The organism is Pseudomonas sp. N40(2020) (genome assembly GCF_014472415.1).
Classification (GTDB): domain Bacteria; phylum Pseudomonadota; class Gammaproteobacteria; order Pseudomonadales; family Pseudomonadaceae; genus Aquipseudomonas.
The window spans coordinates 1-20152 of the sequence record NZ_JACSZV010000034.1 but is presented as its reverse complement, the minus strand read 5'-3'; the positions used below and the strand labels follow the sequence as shown (position 1 = coordinate 20152).

Genomic DNA, 20152 nt, shown 5'->3' with positions numbered 1-20152 from the left:
ACAACTCAAACCCTCAGCGCGCCAGCGGTGAGGGTTTCCACGCTTCCCTTGTCGCTCCTCCCAATACCCCCGTAACGCCTCGCATTACTTGTCTACGAAGCCATACATATATACCGCACGCCATGTCCCCCGCTTGCGCACCATAAGCCTCTTGATACTCGCCATGCGATTGCAAAAGCCGTCGTCGCGCGAGTTCGTCAGATCATTTTGGCGCGCCCATTGAACTTCATGGAAGGCGCGCTGCATCGGAGTAATTCAATGGCTAAACCACCCAAGAAAATTGCAGGCTCAACGTCAGTCGATCCCTCGGTAAGCACACCAAGAGCATTGCCCGACGCACCTGGCGCCCTTCGCCTGGACGCGGGAGAAATTGCTGGCAGTGATTCGACACCCGGATCCTCTACAGCAACCGTCATGCCCGAGGCAATCGGCCAACGCCCAAGCGTTATCGTGAGCCAAATGCTCGATGTTCAACAGCATTCACCTACGCGCCGTGCGGGTCTGGGTCCATCACCCGATTCGGCGACACATCAGGCGAGCGCTATCGATGTGCCTCGCGGTGCCAGTCCACAACCTCCCCAATTCATTGATCCGGAACTGGCAGCCCTGCTGACCAGTGCTGAAAGCTCGGCAGAAGGCATACGGTACGACAAACACAAAAAAACCTATGTCGAAATGGACGGCGGAACCGTGATGGTACGCAGGAACCCGGACGGCAGTTTTCAACAGACCCATGCCGGTGAATTGAGCCCGTCCGGAGACCTGATCGAACAGATCCCCGGAACCCGACTCTGGCGGCGAATAGAGCCCGTAACCGCGACCGCGAAACGTCCACAGCCGGCCCCTGATTCTTCACCTGTCGAAACAGCTGAAGCGACGCCCGGCCCGAGCAAACGGTCGCGTCCGGAACAGACCGACAACGTATCGACAGATGCCGACACACTCATGCAAACCCTGTTTTCCCGGCAGGCGGGCGTACTGGATCTGTCCTCGGGCCAGTGGCGCAACTGGGCAAAAGTGACCCGACCAGAAACAGGCGATTCGATAGAAATAGGCGGGGCTTACTACCAGATCGTGTCCCGAGAACGGCAACCCGATACGGGCCTGGTCTATTTGCAACATCCTGGATTTGCACCTGAAGGCGGCTATGACGCGTTTGAACACATGCTGCGCGAAGATTCTTCACGTCAACCGAAATGGGCGCTCAAGCGCAATGGCCAATGGAACGTACTGGAAAACCATCCCCCCTTTGAAATGCCGATGACGCAGTACGTTGCCGGTGCCTTCAAATATTTGTCCGATCATTCTCAGAGTGCCATCGCACGAGCCGTGTTTGATCACAGCACGCAATCCAGAGCGGTAGACAACCACGCGCTATCGATGATGGTGCTGACGTTTAGACACTGGACAGATCGCGTCAACAACGAAGCACCGACAACTCGAGGTCTTCTGGACCCATTGATGCTGCTGCCCACGCTGCCCACTCGTCCCGACAAACTGTATCCCGGCGGTATCCTTTCACTGCCCTCTTCCTCCTCGGTGCCATTTGTGCGTCTCGACTTTGATCCGCAAAAATTTTCCGGGCCATGGGATACGTACGCAGCCGCCCCTACACCTGCCAACTTGCGCGCGTTATTCACCACGCTTCTGCAAGACAACGGTTACAGCGTCAATCCATCCACACGCGCTCTGCAAGAAGGGGCGCTGATCTTTCACCGCGAAGGCATCGCTGCCGTGTTCGTGTTGAAGCTGCCGCGTATCGTCGGAAGCTCGATTCCTCGCCCCACGCTGCCAGGTGCCGAAATTTCCAGTTCGGTGTTCCAGTCAAGACTGAGTGTCACGACACAGCGGACCTTGGACCTTCATATGGCACAGAACCAGGTCATCTATTTGATGGGTGGCACGCAACAGACTGACCAGGGAAAACCGACTCTTTTTATGGTGAGAGAGGGGTGACGGCCTACAAAAAAATCAATAGACGAATGGAGCACCAGGGATGGCGAAACCACCCAAGAAAATACCCGCAGCAACCTCAGTTGATTCCGTGCCGACCGCGACGAGATCGGTATCGGATCAGTCGTCGGGCAACCGTTTGCTCGTAGAGCCCTCCGGGTCTGCGGTACCTGCCTGGGTTCGCACGCCTGATGCTTCAGGAGATATTGCACCCGGCGGTGCTGAGCGGCCGCCGCCTATAACGGTCAGCACACTCCCGGACTCGGTCGCCAGGTTGTTGGAGGTCAATATGAACGCTATTACCTGGCCGGCTGATAAATCCCACCTGTTGCGCGCAACCGACAACGGTCTTTTTCAGAGCCCGGAAGGCGGCACGTATGCTCATGTGGCAGGCGAAGGTTATCTTCAAGTCGTACGCCACCCGAATGGGCGCTATCAGGTGTTCTGGCCGCCAGGTCTGGGGGAGCCGGGCCCGTTCTTGAAACAGATCGAGGGACGCCCCCTGTGGCGCCCCGAAGCAGCACACCCGCCGAGCCTCAGGGCAGAGGCTGATCGTCAAACGACAGTTGAAGCACCACTTGGCCGGAAATCCCCCCTACCCTTGCCAGCCGAACAGGCAGCGTGGCTGACAAGTGCCCAACAGACCCCGGACGGAATTCGTCACGACAAGCGGGGAGCAACGTATGTGGATATGGAAGACGGAGCCACCTTCCTGGTACGCCAACAACCGGATGGCAACTATCAGCAAGCGTCTGCTCACGACCGGCACGCGCTTGGCGCGCAGGTCGAGCAGATACCGGGTAATAAACGGTGGAGGGTAAAAACGCCGGAGCCTAATCCGCCGCAAGAAATTTCGCCAACGGCTCATGAAAGACCTGCCGTGGTATTGGACGAACCGCCGTCCGACCGTGGCAAACGCCCGCGCCTGGCAGACGAGACTGAGCAAAGTGGCACGCAGCCGTTAACCGATCAATTGTCTGGTGCTCGACCACTCACGCAGGCTGGCTCCGCCGGGCATTGGAGGCACTGGGGGAAAACCTTCAAGCCTGAATGGCACGACTCCATAGAAGTTGATGGTCAGCACTTTGTGATCGTGCCGCAACGCGTGACGGCCGACACGACCTTGGTGTACCTGGAAAACCCACTATTTACCCCGAGTCGATACGACGCGTTCGAGCGAATGCTGACCAACGATCCATCGCTGCAACCGAAGTGGGCCGTGAAAAAAGATGACACATGGACGGTGGTGGAACTTCCATCGTTCGAGCGTTCGCTGGCTCAGACTGTAAACAGATCCTTTATGTATTTGTCCGAACACTCCTCGGACGCAATCGCCCGAGCAGTGTTCAACGAGGCCAATCAAAGCGAAGTCATCAACGGTGAGGGACTGCGCGTGCTGTTTGACACTTTCTATCACTGGGAACACAGGACCCTTGCCGCCGCCTCGCGCCGCGAACTGGCTGACCCGTTGATGATGCTGCCCGTCCTGCCCACACAAACCGGCTCCCGTCTGCTCAGCCAGACACTGTTGCTGCCTTCGCCCTTTGCAAAGGCTCTGGAACGCATCGACTTTGATACACAGATGTTTCATCAGCTATGGCGCGAGGCCATGGACACCCCCGGCTCCAGCCTGCGCAGTGTGTTCAGCGAAATTCTGCAGCGCAACGGTTATGAGGTGGATCGCACCAGCCGAATGTTCAGCGAGGATGCTCTGCTGTTTCAACGCCGCAATCTGGACGTTGTATTCGTACTGCGAATCCGCCCCAGCTCCCTGGACGGAAAGGTGCAACGCCCGATTGATCCAGGCGAGGAAATGAATACTCCGGCACTCAGGGCCACGATAGGGAAATCGAAATGGAAGCACATGCTCGAGCCCGGCAAGGTCGTCTATCTCGTAGGCGGCACCCAAATAGTCTCCGACCAACAGACATTTCTGTTCATCGTCAGAGAGGGGTGAGATCCATGCACAACCGACAATCATCATTATCGAGAATGACTTGAATGGCCAAAAACACGCTTGCCCGAGCCATGTTCAATCAGGCGAACCGATCCGAGATCATCAACGGTCATGGCCTGGCCGTCTTGAATCAGACCTTTCGCTTCTGGTCCGACAGGAAAAATCACCCGGTTCAACGACGGGAACTGGCTGATCCACTGACGATGTTACGCACACTTGAAAAACCGAGAGGTACCGAACTGTTGCTGACCATTCCCTCTTCGCTGGGTGAGGGTTTGCAACGTCTGGATTTCGATCCCGGGCAATTTGCCCAGCAGTGGATTGATCATGCAGTGTTGCCTGCTACACCCGACCAGCGGAGTTTGTTCAGCGCTGTATTGGCGCAAAACGGTTACATCATCAACGAAGCGTCTGCTCTCATGGGTGAAAATACGCTGTTGTTTCACCGGGAAAAATCAACAGCATATTTGTTATGACTTTCCCGCCAGTTATCGGTCAACAGATACAACGCAACGCATTGCCAGCATCCAACTTTAGCGAATCTGCACTGCAGATCCGCATTGGTGATTCACAAAAAAAACTGGCCACGTATATCGATGAAAAAAAGGTCGTTTACTTACTGGGTGGAATTCAAAAACAAGCACAGTACCTGACGACGCTTTTTATTGTCCGGGAGGGTTGACTTGCATGCAGTAAAACCCACAACAAAGAGCATTCACAACAGTCACGATTAATTTATCCAGTGCGTAACAAGCCATGGCGATTTATCGCCGTGTCGGTCAATTATTGCCCAGTGAAAATTGATCACTTCGAAAATATCACAGGGTCAATTCAATAAATGCCCGTGATTAATCAAATAAACAACAGACAATCAGAGACAACATCAATGATCAAACCACCCAAGCCAATATCAGGAAACCATGCCTCCGATATATCCATACCCCCCAGGCCCGTACAAGTTCAAACACCGATCCCCCGTTTGAACACGGACACCTCCGATCCGCACCTGTCCATCAGTGATCGAGCCCTCGTGAACGACGACACGGCGTCACGTATTGTGATAACCCGTATTACCGATCCGGTAATCACCGATCTCAATACCAATCTCAGAGAGATCTCATGGCCGGCCTTGCAGAATCATCTGCTACGGCCCCATGAATCCGTCGACGGGCTGTACCTCAGCCCAAACGGTGACCTTTACGCCCACCTGGAAGAAGGCGGCTATTACCGCGCAGAGATCAATGCCACTGGCGACTATCAGATCCCCTGGCCCGCCGCTCCAGGTGTGACACCACCGTTATTGAAAAAAATCGATGGCCAGCCACGCTGGCGAGTCGAAGCAGACTGGTATTCGCGCATTCCACAGCCGGGAAACCAACCACAACCTGCCGTGACAGCGGCACCGCCACCTGCGTCGGTCATTCTCCCCGCTCATCTGGCAACTCTGCTGACAAGTGCACAAAGCACAGTCGATGGTGTGCGATATGACAAGCACAAGAAAAGTTATGTCGATATGGCAGAAGGCACCGTCATGGTGCGCAAGAATACCGACGGCCACTATCAGGAAACGTTTGCCGGGGAGCTGACACCGTCCGGCGCTGTGGTTGAACAAATAACGGGGACAAAGCTCTGGCGCCGCAAGGCCGAGGACAATGTGCGACCGGATAATCGACGGCCAGCCATCGATGAGCCGACAGCGGGCCCCAGCAAACGACCGCGTCTGGATACAGACCCGGACAGTATTGATCCACCTCTCGCGGTTCTACCTACCGGAGACTGGATTACCTGGGGCAACGCTACGAAACCACAAACCGGCGATTCCATCGAGATCGACGGCAAACACTACCCGATAGTCACTCAGGCAGCGTACGCCGATAACGCTCTGGTTTTTATCAAACATCCACACCTCTCTGCCGAACGCTTCGACGCTTTCGAACAGATATTGCGTATGACCCCGGAGTTGCAACCCAGAGGCGCGGTTAAAATAAAACGATGGTGGTTAGCAGACAAAGAACTCAAATGGGAAATCGTGGACGGTCTCCCGTTTAAAAAAACCATCACTCAGTACGTTGCCGATGCCTTCCCCTACATGGCGGAGCATTCGGTGAACAACGTCGCACGCGCCATGTTCAATCGAGCCAATCATTCCGAGGAAATGAACGGTTACGGACTTAATGACTTGTTTGCAACGGTCCAATACTGGGCAAAACGGCCCATGAATATGGAGAATCAGAAAACCATCCGACATGATTTGATCGACCCATTGATGTTTCTGCCACCGGTGCCGAAAAACACAGGTAACTCCATACAATGCCACTAGTCACTTCGCAAGAAGTACAACGAATTGAGTTTGACCTGCAACGTGTTCCCAAAGAGTGGCTTTCCAGTGACTACACCAGGGGAACATTTCGAGAGTTGTTCAAGCGCGTTCTGGAACATGACGGTTACCAGGTTTCGTCTACCTTTCACAGGTTTCAGTCGGATGGTTTGATGATTCAGCAAAAGGGCTTTGATCAGGTATTCCTTTTGATATCCCAAAGGAGCTATGACGACAGCGCTTTGAGACAATATTGGAAAAACTGGATTAAAAAAAGAGTGTTGCTCAACAAACATCCATCTCACGACATGGATCTACTTAAAAAACACCTCGCAGAGAATAAAGTCGTCTATTTACTGGGCGACATACAAAGGCAGCCGTCCGGGTCAGACCACCTGATCATCATCAGAGACGCCTGAAACACTCACCCGCTACTGCTTGTGGATAGCCATCGTAAACCGTCTGACATTTGGCAAAAAAAAGCCCGCAGTGTGAGCGGGCGAAAGACCAAAGAAGCTATATGCGCAGTCGCTTCCCGGTAGGGGCAGTTGCTTGGGGTCAGCTGCCCCGGTACGTGGAATAGCTGTAAGGCGAAATCAGCAGGGGTACGTGGTAGTGATCCTGTTCGGCAGAGATGCCGAAGCGCAGCACGACCACATCCAGAAATGCCGGCTCCGGCAGTTGCACCCCACGGGCTCGGTAGTAATCGCCGGCATGGAACTGCACCTGATAAACCCCGGTACGGTAATCATCGCCTTGCAGCAGCGGCGCATCGACCCGGCCGTCACTGTTGGTCATCGCGCTGGCGATCAATTCCAGGTGCGAACCTTCAACGCGGTACAGCTCGACCTTGATCGAGCTGCCCGGGCAACCGTGTGCAGCGTCCAAAACGTGTGTTGTCAAACGTCCCATTGATTCTGCGCGCCTGGCCGCAAAGAGCAGTCAGACTTCGCGCCTCCCGAAGTCAGTTGAAAAGGAGACCGCACCCTTTCGATGCACGAAAAGCTGCGGCGAGCGATTGATTAAGACACTTTCCAAAAAAATTGTACACAATAAAAACGACATTTTTCACACCACCCCCGCCATCCGGGCGTTTACAGCGTATCTGCCAGCGCAGCGCCTGATCATTGAACCTCCTATCCATTAGCTGACTGGTCAGGCAGGTTTCTTGCAGGTTCACGCCGATAGCAGTAAAAGATGACAGTCGGTGAAAAATGCAAAAAATCAGGCTTACAAATTGAGAATAAAGTTGTATACAATCAGCCCATCGCTGTGACGCCAGCCTGCAACCTCACCGCCAGGCCGCCACGTAATATCTGTCAACGAATAAGAAGGAAGACTGCAGTGAGCGCTGACTACCCACGCGACCTGATCGGTTACGGCAGTAACCCTCCTCACCCACACTGGCCGGGCAATGCCCGCATCGCCCTGTCCTTCGTACTCAATTACGAAGAAGGCGGCGAACGCAACATTTTGCACGGCGACAAAGAATCCGAAGCCTTCCTCTCTGAAATGGTCGCTGCCCAGCCGCTGCAAGGCGCGCGCAACATGAGCATGGAATCGCTTTACGAGTATGGCAGCCGTGCCGGCGTCTGGCGGATTCTGAAACTGTTCAAGGAATTCGACATTCCGCTGACCATCTTCGCCGTGGCCATGGCCGCCCAGCGTCACCCGGATGTGATCCGTGCAATGGTCGACGCCGGTCACGAGATCTGCAGCCACGGCTACCGCTGGATCGACTACCAATACATGGACGAAGCGCAGGAACGCGAGCATATGCTCGAAGCGATCCGCATCCTCACCGAACTGACCGGCGAGCGCCCACTGGGCTGGTACACCGGCCGCACCGGCCCGAACACCCGTCGCCTGGTGATGGAAGAAGGTGGATTCCTTTACGACTGCGACACCTATGACGACGACCTGCCCTACTGGGAACCGAACAACCCGACCGGCAAGCCACATCTGGTGATCCCTTACACCCTCGACACCAACGACATGCGCTTCACTCAGGTGCAGGGTTTCAACAAGGGTGACGACTTCTTCGAATACCTCAAAGATGCGTTCGACGTGCTTTACGCCGAAGGCGCAGAAGCACCGAAGATGCTGTCGATCGGTCTGCACTGCCGCCTGATCGGCCGTCCGGGTCGCCTCGCTTCGCTCAAGCGCTTTATCGAATACGCCAAAAGTCATGAACAGGTGTGGTTCAGCCGTCGCGTCGACATCGCGCGTCACTGGCACGAAACCCACCCGTACCAAGGGGCCGCCCAATGAGCCGCTTTCAAACCCTGCAACCGTCGACCCTGAGCCGCGACGCCTTCGTCAAAGCCTTCGCCGACATCTACGAACATTCGCCATGGGTGGCCGAGAAGGCCTACGACCTGGGCGCAGATGCCTCGATCGACGAGATCGAAACCCTGCACCAGCGCATGAGCGACATCCTGTTGAGCGCCGATCACGCAAGCCAGCTTGCCCTGATCAACGCTCACCCGGACCTGGCCGGCAAAGCCGCCGTCCAGGGCCAGCTTACCGCGGCCAGTACTGAAGAACAGTCGGGCGCGGGGATTCACCAATGCACGGCCGAAGAGTTTTCTCGCTTCACCGAGCTGAACGACGCCTACAAAGCCAAGTTCAAGTTTCCCTTCATCATGGCGGTAAAAGGCAGCAACCGGCATCAGATCCTCGCGGCGTTCGAAACGCGCATTCACAACTCGGTCGACACCGAATTCAAATGCGCGCTGGCGGAGATCAACAAGATCGCCCTGTTCCGTTTACTGACTCTTTAGCGAAGCCTGACCCGAGTGCATCAGACGCGGAGAGCACCCAGGGTCTTGCAAGCATCCCCAGCCACTTATTTAAAGGCAGACAAGAAGAATGAAAGCTTACGCCGTACCTTTCGAGAAGTTCGTCAACCTGGCCGATGCCCGTCTGGGCACCAAAATCCTCTCGGTCACCGATGACTGGTTCGCAGACGCCAATCGTCTGTTCCAACCGACCCCGGCCGTATGGAAGGAGGGCGTGTTCGATGACAACGGCAAGTGGATGGACGGCTGGGAATCGCGCCGCAAGCGCTTCGAAGGCTTCGACAGCGCAGTGATCCGCCTGGGCGTACCGGGTTCGATCAAAGGCGTGGACATCGACACTTCATTCTTCACCGGCAACTACCCGCCATCGGCCTCTCTGGAAGCGTGCTTCCTGGCGTCGGGCGAGCCTGATGAAAACACTCAGTGGACTGAAGTGCTGTCGGCCGTCGAGCTGCAAGGCAACAGCCACCACTACCACGAAATCAGCAACGACAAAGCGTTCAGCCACCTGCGCTTCAACATCTACCCGGACGGTGGTGTTGCCCGTCTGCGCGTGTACGGTGTGCCGCATCGTGACTGGTCGGCCGTTGGCGACAACGAGCAAATCGACCTGGCAGCAGCCCTTAACGGTGGCCGCGCCCTCGCCTGCTCCGACGAACACTTCGGCCGCATGAGCAACATCCTCAACCCGGGCCGTGGTATCAACATGGGCGACGGCTGGGAAACAGCACGTCGTCGCACGCCAGGCAATGACTGGGTAATCGTCGCGCTGGGCCACCCGGGCGAGATCGAAAAAATCGTCGTCGACACCCTGCACTTCAAAGGCAACTACCCGGACACTTGCTCGATCCAGGGCGCGTTCGTCAAGGGCGGCACCGACAGCCAGATCGAAACCCAGTCGCTGTTCTGGCGCGAACTGCTGCCGGCACAGAAACTGGAAATGCACGCCGAACACACCTTCGCCGAGCAGATCAAGGCTCTGGGCCCGATCACCCACATCCGTCTGAACGTGTTCCCGGATGGTGGTGTGAGCCGTTTGCGCGTTCTCGGCAAGGTCGCGAAGTAATGCTGAGACTGTAGGAGCTGCCGCAGGCTGCGATCTTTTGACTTTGTTTTTCAAGATCAAAAGATCGCAGGCTTCGCCAGCTCCTACAGGGATTGCAGTGAATTGAACATACATTTGAAGACAAGAAGAACAGCATGCGCACACTGACGATTGAACCGCTGACCAAAGAAGCCTTCGCCCCTTTCGGTGACGTAATCGAAACCGACAGCAGCGATCACTTCATGATCAACAACGGTTCGACCATGCGCTTCCACAAACTGGCGACGGTCGAAACCGCTACGCCTGAGGACAACGCGATCATCAGCATCTTCCGCGCCGACGCGCAGGACATGCCGCTGACCGTTTGCATGCTGGAACGCCATCCGCTGGGCAGCCAGGCTTTCATTCCGCTGCTCGGCAACCCCTTTCTGATCGTGGTCGCGCCACTTGGCGATGAACCTGTATCAGGCTTGGTCCGCGCCTTCGTCACCAACGGCAGGCAGGGCATCAATTACCATCGCGGCGTTTGGCACCACCCGGTGCTGACGATCGAAAAGCGGGATGACTTCCTGGTGGTTGATCGCAGTGGCACAGGCAATAACTGCGATGAGCATTTTTTCAAAGAGGATGAGCGTTTGATCCTCGCCCCCCACCAATAAGAGAAGGTCTGATCACCCGACAACAAGGGTGACAGGCGAGAGGTAAAGACTGTGGAAGCACATCTGTTGGAATGGCTGAACCTGAGCGTGCGCTGGGTTCACATGATCACTGGCGTGGCCTGGATCGGCGCGTCGTTCTACTTCGTCTGGCTGGAGAACAACCTCAACCGCGTCAACCCGAAAACCGGTCTGGCCGGTGATCTGTGGGCGATCCACGGCGGCGGTATCTACCACCTGGAAAAATACAAACTGGCCCCGCCGGCAATGCCGGAGAACCTGCACTGGTTCAAATGGGAAGCCTATTTCACCTGGATGTCGGGGATCGCGCTGCTGTGCGTGGTGTTCTACTACAACCCGACGCTTTACCTGCTGGCTCCGGGCAGCACGCTGAGCGGCCCTGAAGGCGTGGCCATCGGTATCGGCTCGCTGTTCCTCGGCTGGTTCATCTACTCCTTCCTGTGCGACTCCGCTCTGGGCAAACGCCCTGCCCTGCTCGGTTTCATCCTGTTCGTGCTGATCATCGGCGCGGCATATGGCTTCAGCAAGGTGTTCAGCGGTCGTGGTGCGTACCTGCATGTCGGCGCGATCATCGGCACCATCATGGTCGGCAACGTGTTCCGCATCATCATGCCGGCGCAGCGCGCACTGGTGGCGGCGATTGCCGAGAACCGCACGCCCGATCCGGCGCTGCCAGCCAAAGGCTTGCTGCGTTCGCGTCACAACAACTACTTCACCCTGCCGGTGCTGTTCATCATGATCAGCAACCACTTCCCGAGCACTTACGGCAGCCAGTACAACTGGTTGATCCTCGCCGGGATCGCAGTGTTTGCAGTGTTGGTGCGTCACTACTTCAACACCCGTCATGACAGCCACAAGTTTGCCTGGACGCTGCCTGTCGCAGCGGTCGGGATGATCAGCCTGGCTTACGTCACCGGCCCAACGCCGATGTCGACAGCTCCGGAAGTGGCCAACGCACCAGCGAAAATCGAGTACCAACCGCTGCCGGAAACGGCACTGGGTGGTGGCGCGAAACCGGCTGAAGCAGCGCAACCGGCAGCACCTGCCGCCCCTGCTGCGGCACCGGCACAGGCGTCCAACGCCGGCCCCGGTTTCGACAAGGTGCACAACGTGATCCAGGAACGTTGCACGGTGTGCCACTCGGCCAAACCAACCAGCCCGTTGTTCAGCGCCGCCCCGGCCGGCGTGATGCTCGACACCCCTGAGCAGATCCGCCAGAACGCGGCGCGGATCCAGGCGCAAGCCATCACCACACAGATCATGCCACTGGGCAACATCACACAGATGACCCAGCAGGAACGTGACCTGATCGGTGCCTGGATCGCCCAGGGAGCCCAGACCAACTAAGCAGTAAAAGCATCGCTGGCAAGCCAGCTCCCACAGGGACTACCTGAATCCTGTGGGAGCTGGCTTGCCAGCGATTAGCCGCAGCGCGGTTTACCTGATGCAAAAAAACAGCTGTGAGCAACCCGGCAGCTGTTCAATCACAAGAATAAAAAAGATCCGAGGTGTTGCATGTCCGAGCTGTCCAAAGCGCGCATCCCCGACGCACCCGCCATTCAGCGTTTGCCCCTTTTGCAACTGATCCTGGTCGGTTTGCAACATGTTCTGCTGATGTACGGCGGTGCCATCGCGGTGCCGTTGATCATCGGACAGGCCGCTGGCCTGAGTCGTGAAGAAATCGCCTTCCTGATCAACGCCGACCTGCTGGTCGCCGGCATCGCCACCATCGTGCAGTCGATGGGCATCGGCCCGATGGGCATTCGCATGCCGGTGATGATGGGCGCCAGTTTTGCCGCTGTGGGCAGCATGGTCGCCATGGCCGGGATGCCCGGTATCGGTCTGCAAGGGATCTTCGGTGCAACGATCGCCGCCGGTTTCTTCGGCATGATCATCGCGCCGTTCATGTCCAAAGTCGTGCGCTTCTTCCCGCCGCTGGTGACCGGCACGGTGATCACCTCGATCGGTTTGTCGCTGCTCCCCGTGGCCGTGAATTGGGCCGGTGGCGGTGCCGCCGCTGCGCAATTCGGCTCACCGATTTATCTGGCCATCGCCGCACTGGTGTTGGGCACCATTTTGCTGATCCACCGCTTCATGCGCGGTTTCTGGGTCAATATCTCCGTGTTGATCGGCATGTGCTTCGGCTACCTGCTGTGCGGGGCGATCGGCATGGTCGACTTGAGCGGCATGGCCAACGCGCCGTGGATTCAGTTTGTTACACCGCTGCACTTCGGCATGCCGAAATTCGAACTCGCACCGATCCTGTCGATGTGCCTGGTGGTGGTGATCATCTTCGTCGAGTCCACCGGGATGTTCTTGGCGCTGGGCAAGATCACCGGCCAGGAAGTCTGCCCGCGCATGCTGCGTCGCGGCTTGCTGTGCGATGCCGGCGCGTCGTTCGTTGCCGGGTTCTTCAACACCTTCACCCACTCTTCGTTCGCGCAGAACATCGGCCTGGTGCAGATGACCGGCGTGCGCTGCCGCTCGGTGACCATCGTCGCCGGCGGCTTGCTCATCATGCTCAGCCTGCTACCGAAAGCGGCCTTTCTCGTGGCCTCGATTCCACCGGCCGTATTGGGTGGTGCGGCGATTGCGATGTTCGGCATGGTCGCGGCAACCGGGATCAAGATCCTGCAAGAAGCCGACATCGGTGATCGTCGCAATCAGTTGCTGGTGGCAGTGAGCATCGGCATGGGCCTGATCCCGGTGGTGCGTCCGGAGTTCTTCGCCCACCTGCCGCTGTGGATGAGCCCGATCACCCACAGCGGTATCGCCATGGCCACGCTCAGTGCGCTGACGCTGAACCTGTTGTTCAACATTCTTGGCGGCAAAGAGCGCGCAGCGATCAACGACTGCCACGCGCACCCGCATTAACAGCAACACCGATAGCCCCTTGTGGGAGCGAGACTGCTCGCGAAGACGTCATCAGCTTCAACACTCTCGTTGACTGATACACCGCTTTCGTCGGAACGCCGCCCGGAGCAGGCTCGCTCCCACAGGGAAAGCAACTCTGCGCCTGAAAAATAAAAACAAGAGGGAGCAACAGATGATTCGCACGCAAACCAACCTGCTGTTGAGCGGCTGCCTGCTGGCCGCATCCCAAGCCATGGCCGGCGATTTATTGCTGTGGCAGACCAACAGCCTGAGCTATCTGTACGGCAAGAATTTCGCGATCAACCCGTCGATTCAGCAAACGGTGACGTTCGAACATGCTGACAAGTGGAAGTACGGCGACAACTTCCTGTTCGTCGACAAAATCTTCTACAACGGTCAGGAAGACCGCAACAAAGGCCCGCACACCTTCTACGGCGAATTCACTCCGCGTTTTTCGTTCGGCAAGATCTTCGATCAGAAAATCGAGTTCGGCCCGATCAAGGACGTCTTGCTGGCGATGACCTACGAGTACGGCGAAGGTGAAAGCGAGGCCTATCTGATCGGCCCAGGCTTTGACCTCAAAGTGCCCGGCTTCAACTACGTCACCCTGAACATCTTCCGTCGCCAGACCGAGGGCCCGCGTCCCGGCGATGGCGTCTGGCAGATCACCCCCGGCTGGTCCTACAGCATTCCCGAGGGCAATTCCGATCTGCTGATCGACGGCTATCTGGACTGGGTTGTCGACAACGACGAGAACTCGCGCGGCACCTACCACGCCAACCTGCACATCAATCCGCAGATCAAATATGACCTCGGCAAAGCCCTTGGCTGGAGTCATAAGCAGTTGTACGTCGGCACCGAGTACAGCTATTGGAAAAATAAATACGGGGTCGAAAACAGCCGCAACCTCGACACCAATCAGAACACCGCCAGCCTGCTGGTGAAGGTGCACTTCTAAGATGACCCGCAACCGTGCCCCATACCTGTCGTCGGTGCTCTGTTGCGGGGCACTTGAGAGCTGGCCAAGGAGTCAGTATTCTCCGCGGCCTCTTGAATTCGGTCTAAAAAAAAGCCCGGATTTAATTCCTGACCGAAAAGCCAACTTATCCCGGCCCCGGCCAGTACCGAGGCATCCCGAAAACACGCTCAATCGACTGTTTTTCAGCAGCCGAACGGGCGTTTTTTTGCTTTCTGAAAGCGTTGGCCCAGCTCTTGCTATCGATAGCGAAGCTGACCGATCGGATGACTTTTGCAGCAACGAAAAAAGGCGCCACACCAGAGCGCCGATCTTAAAAAAATAAACGTGGAACACCTACTTTGGGAGCAACCGAATGAAACGTATGTGCACCAGCCTGATGCTCGCGGGATCGATGTTGGCCGGGGGGCAGGCCATGGCCGAAGGCCTGCTGCAATGGCAGAACAACAGCCTGACTTACCTCTATGGCAAGGATTTCCAGGTCAACCCGCGCATCCAGCAGACCGTCACCTTCGAGCACGCCGATGCGTGGAAGTACGGGGATAACTTCTTCTTCCTCGACAAGATCTTCTACAACGGTGGCAAGGACTTCAGCAACGGCCCGAACACCTACTACGGTGAGTTCAGCCCGCGCATCTCGCTGGGCAAAGTGCTCGACCAGAAGATCGAGTTCGGCCCGATCAAAGACGTTCTGGTGGCGATGACCTACGAGTTCGGCGAAGGCGACACCGAGTCGTACCTGATCGGTCCGGGCTTCGACCTGGCCATCCCGGGCTTCGACTACTTCCAGTTGAACTTCTACCAGCGCCACACCCAAGGTGCACGCGCCGGTGACAACGTCTGGCAGATTACCCCGGTCTGGTCCTACACCATCCCGGTCGGCAAGTCGGACATCCTCATCGACGGCTTCATGGACTGGGTGACCGACAACGACTCCAACTCCAAGGGCGATTACCACGCCAACCTGCACTTCAACCCACAGGTCAAATACGACCTGGGCAAGGCGCTGAGTTTCGGCGAGAAGCAGTTGTATGTCGGTGTTGAATACGACTACTGGAAAGACAAGTACGGGATCGACGATACCGGTGCGTTCAAGACCAATCAGAGCACCACGAGCTTCCTGGTGAAGTTCCACTTCTGATAAAGATCAAAAGATCGCAGGCTGCGATCTTTCGCTCTAAAAGCTTCGCGAGCAGGCTCGCTCCCACATTGGTTTTGTGAACGACACAAATCCCTGTGGGAGCGAGCCTGCTCGCGAAGGCCTCACCGCAGATCTCACTCCTGCCGCAATCCTAAAAACCGGCACAGCTCCTCACGCTTGGCCAACGCATCGCGCCGCCCCAGATCGATCAACTCGCTGCAATACCCCGCCTCGAACAGCAGATAACTCAACACCCCGGCCCCACTGGTCTTGGTCGCCCCCGGCCCACGCAAGAACAAGCGCAACGCCGCCGGCAATTCCTGCCGATGTCGCGCCGCGATCTCATCGATTGGCTGACTCGGCGAAATCACCAACACCTCCACCGGCGCCACACCCAACTCGCGAGTCGGCGTACCTTCGGGCATCAGATGGCTGAACTGGTTGAGACGCTGAAGCAGCTCGATATCGCCCTCCAGGCTGTCAATGAACGTGCTGTTGAGCATGTGCCCGCCGATCTGCGCCAGCGTCGGCTGTTGACCGGTGTAGGTGCGCTCCAGTGGCTGCTCGGGATCGAACCCGCGCGGGTTGCCGCTGACGCCCACCACCAGCACGCGACTGGCACCCAGGTGCAACGCCGGGCTGATCGGCGCCGATTGCCGCACCGCGCCGTCGCCGAAATATTCCTCACCGATTTTCACCGGAGCGAACAACAGCGGAATTGCCGAACTCGCCAGCAGATGCTCCACCGACAATTGCGTCGGCACACCGATGCGTCGATGGCGCAACCACGCATCAATCTTGCCGCCACCCTGATAGAACGTCACCGCCTGCCCCGACTCGTAGCCGAACGCGGTCACCGCCACCGCATGCAATTGCTTGCGCGCGATGGATTCGGCGATGCCGGGCATGTGCAGTTTTTCATTGAGCAGGTCGCGCAGTGGCGAACTGTTGAGCAGCGCCACCGGCAGCTGGCGACCGAGGCCAAGCAAGCTGTGGCTGACGAAGCGGCTGGCCTGGTGGATCACGCCCGGCCAGTCGCTGCGCAGCACGCGGTGGCTGCGAAAGCCCTGCCAGAACAGGGTCAGGCGTTCGATGGCAGCACGAAAGTCCGTGGCACCACTGGCCAGACTGACCGCGTTGATCGCCCCGGCCGAGGTGCCGACGATCACCGGAAACGGATTGTCGGCGCCCAACGGCAGCAACTCGGCAATCGCCGCCAGCACCCCCACCTGATACGCCGCCCGAGCCCCGCCGCCGGAAAGAATCAAACCTGTGACCGGTTCAGCTGGGCTCATCGCAACACTCCATGGTGCTTATAGGGATTGGTTCAACCGCGTTTGGCGTACAGCTTCGGCTCGCCCGGCGGACGGCTTTTGAAGCGGCGATGCGCCCACAGGTATTGCTCGGGGCAGGCACGCAATGCGCTCTCGACCCACTGGTTGATGCGGATGCAGTCGGCCTCTTCGGTCTCGCCGGGGAAGTCTTCCAGCGGCGGGTGAATCGTCAGGCGATAACCGCTGCCGTCCGCCAGACGCTCCTGAGTGAACGGCACCACCAGCGCTTTACCCAACCGGGCGAATTTGGTGGTCGCGGTCACGGTCGCGGCCTGAATGCCGAACAGCGGCACGAAGATGCTTTGCTTGGCGCCGTAGTCCTGATCCGGTGCGTACCAGATCGCCCGACCTGAACGCAGCAGCTTGAGCATGCCACGCACGTCATCGCGCTCCACCGCCAGCGAATCGAGGTTGTGCCGCTCGCGACCACGACGCTGGACGAAGTCGAACAATGGATTCTTGTGTTCGCGGTACATGCCGTCGATGGTGTGCTGCTGACCGAGCAGCGCCGCGCCGATTTCCAGCGTGGTGAAATGCGCGGCCATCAGAATCACACCTTTGCCTTCACGCTGGGCCTTTTGCAGATGCTCCAGACCTTCGACGTGGGCCAGTTTCGCCAGGCGCTCACGGGACCACCACCAGCTCATCGCCATTTCAAAAAAGGCGATACCGGTAGAGGCGAAGTTTGCCTTGAGCAGGCGTTTGCGCTCGGCGGCGGATTTTTCCGGGAAGCACAGTTCAAGATTGCGCTTGGCGATGCGCCGCCGGTCGCCGGCCACGCGATACATCAAGGCGCCCAAAAATCGACCGATGGTCAGCAACGCCGGATACGGCAATTGCACGATCAGCCACAAAAGCCCCAGCCCGCACCAGAGCGGCCAGAAGCGTGGAGCAAGAAATGCTTTTCGAAAACGCGGGCGATCCATTAAAGCTTCCGTAAATACAGTGGCCGCGCATTCTACATCGTTCGACCCGGCTTGCGGCTCGCGGGCGTTCTCGTTATAAGTCTCGGCACTTTTAGTGACAAGCCGTTGTATGCCGACATGAGCCAAACCGAACCGTTAGACCAAGATCCCGTATTCCAGCTCAAGGGCAGCATGCTGGCCATCACTGTGCTGGAACTGGCCCGTAACGACCTCGAAAGCCTCGATCGGCAATTGGCCGCCAAAGTCGCCCAGGCGCCGAACTTCTTCAGCAACGCGCCGCTGGTTCTGGCGCTGGACAAACTGCCACCGAGCGAAGGCGCGGTCGATCTGCCGGGCCTGATGCGCGTGTGCCGCCAGCATGGCCTGCGCACCCTGGCGATTCGCGCCAGCCGTATCGAAGACATCGCCGCCGCCATCGCCATCGACATTCCGGTGCTGCCGCCATCCGGCGCCCGTGAACGACCGTTGGAAACCCCGGAAGCCGAAGTCAAAAAGAAACCGGAAAAGCCGCCGGAGCCGACCATCAAACCGACCCGTGTCATCACTACGCCAGTGCGTGGTGGCCAACAGATATATGCCCAGGGTGGCGATCTGGTCGTGGTGTCCTCGGTCAGTCCGGGGGCGGAACTTCTTGCCGATGGCAACATCCATGTATACGGCCCGATGCGCGGTCGTGCGCTGGCCGGGGTCAAGGGCGACACCAAGGCGCGGATTTTTTGTCAGCAATTGAGCGCTGAACTGATCTCCATCGCAGGCCACTACAAGGTTTCCGAAGACTTGCGTCGCGATCCGATGTGGGGCTCGGGCGTACAGGTCAGCCTGTCGGGCGACGTGTTGAACATCATTCGGCTTTAACGGATACTGCCGCATTTTCCAAGCATCTCTAAAACGTAGCGAAAACGGCTCAAACGAAGTAGGAAAAAGGCCAAAAGCCGAATTCCAGCCAAGGCTGTCCGACTGCAGTAGTTTTCAAGAGATGTTTTTCAGGGGCTAAAAAGTCCTTCTTCCTTAGGGGTGAAACACCTTGGCCAAGATTCTCGTGGTTACATCCGGCAAGGGTGGTGTGGGTAAGACCACCACCAGCGCCGCTATCGGTACCGGCCTCGCTCTGCGCGGCCACAAAACAGTAATCGTCGACTTCGACGTGGGCTTGCGTAACCTTGACCTGATCATGGGTTGCGAGCGCCGCGTGGTGTATGACTTCGTCAACGTGGTCAACGGCGAAGCCAACCTGCAACAGGCTCTGATCAAAGACAAGCGTCTGGAAAACCTCTACGTACTGGCCGCCAGTCAGACCCGCGACAAAGACGCGCTGACTGTCGAAGGCGTGGAAAAAGTCCTGATGGAGCTCAAGGAACAATTCGAGTTCGTGGTCTGCGACTCCCCGGCGGGCATCGAAAAAGGCGCGCACCTGGCCATGTACTTCGCTGACGAAGCGATCGTCGTGACCAACCCGGAAGTGTCCTCGGTACGAGATTCGGACCGCATGCTCGGCCTGCTGGCGAGCAAATCGCGTCGCGCCGAACGTGGCGAAGACCCGATCAAGGAACACCTGCTGATCACCCGCTACCATCCAGAGCGTGTTGAAAAGGGCGAGATGCTTGGCGTTGAAGACGTCAAGGATATCCTCTCGGTAACGCTGCTGGGCGTGATCCCGGAATCCCAGGCGGTGCTCAAGGCATCCAACCAGGGCGTACCGGTCATTCTCGACGATCAGAGCGATGCCGGTCAGGCGTACAGCGATACCGTCGACCGCTTGCTGGGCAAAGAAAAAGCCCACCGTTTCCTCGATGTCGAGAAGAAGGGATTCTTCGAGCGCCTGTTTGGAGGTAGGTAATGAACCTTTTTGACTTCTTTCGTGCCAACAAAAAGCCAAGTACCGCCTCGGTAGCGAAAGAGCGTCTACAGATCATCGTGGCGCATGAGCGCGGCCAGCGCAGCACGCCGGATTACTTGCCAGCCTTGCAGAAGGAACTGGTCGACGTGATCCGCAAGTACGTCAACATCGGCAACGACGACGTACATGTTGCACTGGAAAGCCAGGGCAGTTGCTCGATTCTGGAACTCAACATCACCCTGCCTGATCGCTGAGTCGATACGGCAGGAACGACGGCGGCTCAGGGCCATTCCCATACCGGAATGGCCCTGAGC

At 57.6% G+C, this 20152-nt stretch carries 20 protein-coding genes; 17 read left to right on the top strand and 3 right to left on the bottom strand.

The window, feature by feature from the left end:
- Positions 1-258: 258 nt before the first annotated feature.
- From IAI51_RS20300 to IAI51_RS20275, 6 genes are all read left to right on the top strand, one after another.
- Positions 259-1956, top strand: a complete 1698-nt coding sequence (locus IAI51_RS20300) for a hypothetical protein (protein WP_187680072.1) — start codon at positions 259-261, stop codon at positions 1954-1956.
- Between the two features lie 286 nt (positions 1957-2242).
- The gene (locus tag IAI51_RS20295; RefSeq protein WP_187680071.1) at positions 2243-3910 is read left to right on the top strand and encodes a hypothetical protein; all 1668 of its coding nucleotides are present in this window, start codon (positions 2243-2245) and stop codon (positions 3908-3910) included.
- Between the two features lie 44 nt (positions 3911-3954).
- Positions 3955-4386, top strand: coding sequence for a hypothetical protein (locus IAI51_RS20290; RefSeq protein ID WP_187680070.1), 432 nt, complete (start codon positions 3955-3957; stop codon positions 4384-4386).
- Positions 4383-4592, top strand: coding sequence for a hypothetical protein (locus IAI51_RS20285; RefSeq protein ID WP_187680069.1), 210 nt, complete (start codon positions 4383-4385; stop codon positions 4590-4592). The genes IAI51_RS20290 and IAI51_RS20285 overlap by 4 nt, the downstream gene beginning before the upstream one ends.
- Positions 4593-4940: 348 nt before the next feature.
- Positions 4941-6230 (top strand): hypothetical protein, encoded by a 1290-nt coding sequence (locus IAI51_RS20280; RefSeq protein WP_187680068.1) that lies wholly within the window; start codon positions 4941-4943, stop codon positions 6228-6230.
- Complete coding sequence (locus IAI51_RS20275; RefSeq protein ID WP_187680067.1) at positions 6221-6646, top strand: hypothetical protein; 426 nt, start codon at positions 6221-6223, stop codon at positions 6644-6646. The genes IAI51_RS20280 and IAI51_RS20275 overlap by 10 nt, the downstream gene beginning before the upstream one ends.
- A gap of 139 nt (positions 6647-6785) precedes the next feature.
- Here the strand turns inward: IAI51_RS20275 and uraH are convergent, their stop codons facing one another.
- Positions 6786-7139 carry a hydroxyisourate hydrolase gene (gene uraH, locus IAI51_RS20270; protein ID WP_187680066.1) on the bottom strand — a complete coding sequence of 118 codons (354 nt, stop codon included), beginning with the start codon at positions 7137-7139 and terminating at the stop codon, positions 6786-6788.
- 432 nt (positions 7140-7571) lie between these two features.
- Here uraH and puuE point away from each other — a divergent pair, with 432 nt between their 5' ends.
- From puuE to IAI51_RS20230, 8 genes are all read left to right on the top strand, one after another.
- Positions 7572-8498: an allantoinase PuuE gene (gene puuE / locus IAI51_RS20265; protein WP_187680065.1), complete on the top strand. Its 927-nt coding sequence runs from the start codon at positions 7572-7574 to the stop codon at positions 8496-8498.
- Positions 8495-9010 (top strand): 2-oxo-4-hydroxy-4-carboxy-5-ureidoimidazoline decarboxylase, encoded by a 516-nt coding sequence (gene uraD, locus IAI51_RS20260; RefSeq protein ID WP_187680064.1) that lies wholly within the window; start codon positions 8495-8497, stop codon positions 9008-9010. The genes puuE and uraD overlap by 4 nt, the downstream gene beginning before the upstream one ends.
- 88 nt (positions 9011-9098) lie before the next feature.
- On the top strand, positions 9099-10094 hold the full coding sequence (gene alc, locus IAI51_RS20255) for an allantoicase (protein ID WP_187680063.1): 996 nt from the start codon (positions 9099-9101) through the stop codon (positions 10092-10094).
- Positions 10095-10228: 134 nt separating this feature from the next.
- A complete protein-coding gene (locus IAI51_RS20250; RefSeq protein ID WP_187680062.1) occupies positions 10229-10732 on the top strand; it encodes an ureidoglycolate lyase in 504 nt (167 codons plus the stop codon).
- 51 nt (positions 10733-10783) lie between these two features.
- Positions 10784-12097, top strand: coding sequence for a urate hydroxylase PuuD (locus IAI51_RS20245; RefSeq protein WP_187680061.1), 1314 nt, complete (start codon positions 10784-10786; stop codon positions 12095-12097).
- A 168-nt stretch (positions 12098-12265) separates the two neighbouring features.
- Positions 12266-13624, top strand: a complete 1359-nt coding sequence (locus IAI51_RS20240) for a nucleobase:cation symporter-2 family protein (protein WP_187680060.1) — start codon at positions 12266-12268, stop codon at positions 13622-13624.
- Between the two features lie 172 nt (positions 13625-13796).
- Positions 13797-14582, top strand: coding sequence for an outer membrane protein OmpK (locus IAI51_RS20235; RefSeq protein WP_187680059.1), 786 nt, complete (start codon positions 13797-13799; stop codon positions 14580-14582).
- A 373-nt stretch (positions 14583-14955) separates the two neighbouring features.
- Positions 14956-15741, top strand: a complete 786-nt coding sequence (locus IAI51_RS20230) for an outer membrane protein OmpK (protein ID WP_007913962.1) — start codon at positions 14956-14958, stop codon at positions 15739-15741.
- A gap of 134 nt (positions 15742-15875) precedes the next feature.
- Here the strand turns inward: IAI51_RS20230 and IAI51_RS20225 are convergent, their stop codons facing one another.
- Positions 15876-17036, bottom strand: coding sequence for a patatin-like phospholipase family protein (locus tag IAI51_RS20225; RefSeq protein ID WP_187680058.1), 1161 nt, complete (start codon positions 17034-17036; stop codon positions 15876-15878).
- A gap of 32 nt (positions 17037-17068) precedes the next feature.
- A complete protein-coding gene (locus tag IAI51_RS20220; protein ID WP_187680057.1) occupies positions 17069-18001 on the bottom strand; it encodes a lipid A biosynthesis lauroyl acyltransferase in 933 nt (310 codons plus the stop codon).
- A 117-nt stretch (positions 18002-18118) separates the two neighbouring features.
- Here IAI51_RS20220 and minC point away from each other — a divergent pair, with 117 nt between their 5' ends.
- From minC to minE, 3 genes are all read left to right on the top strand, one after another.
- Positions 18119-18856 carry a septum site-determining protein MinC gene (gene minC / locus IAI51_RS20215; RefSeq protein WP_038367080.1) on the top strand — a complete coding sequence of 246 codons (738 nt, stop codon included), beginning with the start codon at positions 18119-18121 and terminating at the stop codon, positions 18854-18856.
- A gap of 169 nt (positions 18857-19025) precedes the next feature.
- On the top strand, positions 19026-19838 hold the full coding sequence (minD, locus tag IAI51_RS20210; RefSeq protein ID WP_187680056.1) for a septum site-determining protein MinD: 813 nt from the start codon (positions 19026-19028) through the stop codon (positions 19836-19838).
- Positions 19838-20092 carry a cell division topological specificity factor MinE gene (minE, locus tag IAI51_RS20205; protein WP_003223146.1) on the top strand — a complete coding sequence of 85 codons (255 nt, stop codon included), beginning with the start codon at positions 19838-19840 and terminating at the stop codon, positions 20090-20092. Before minD ends, minE begins: the two co-directional genes overlap by 1 nt.
- The last annotated feature ends 60 nt before the right edge of the window (positions 20093-20152 follow it).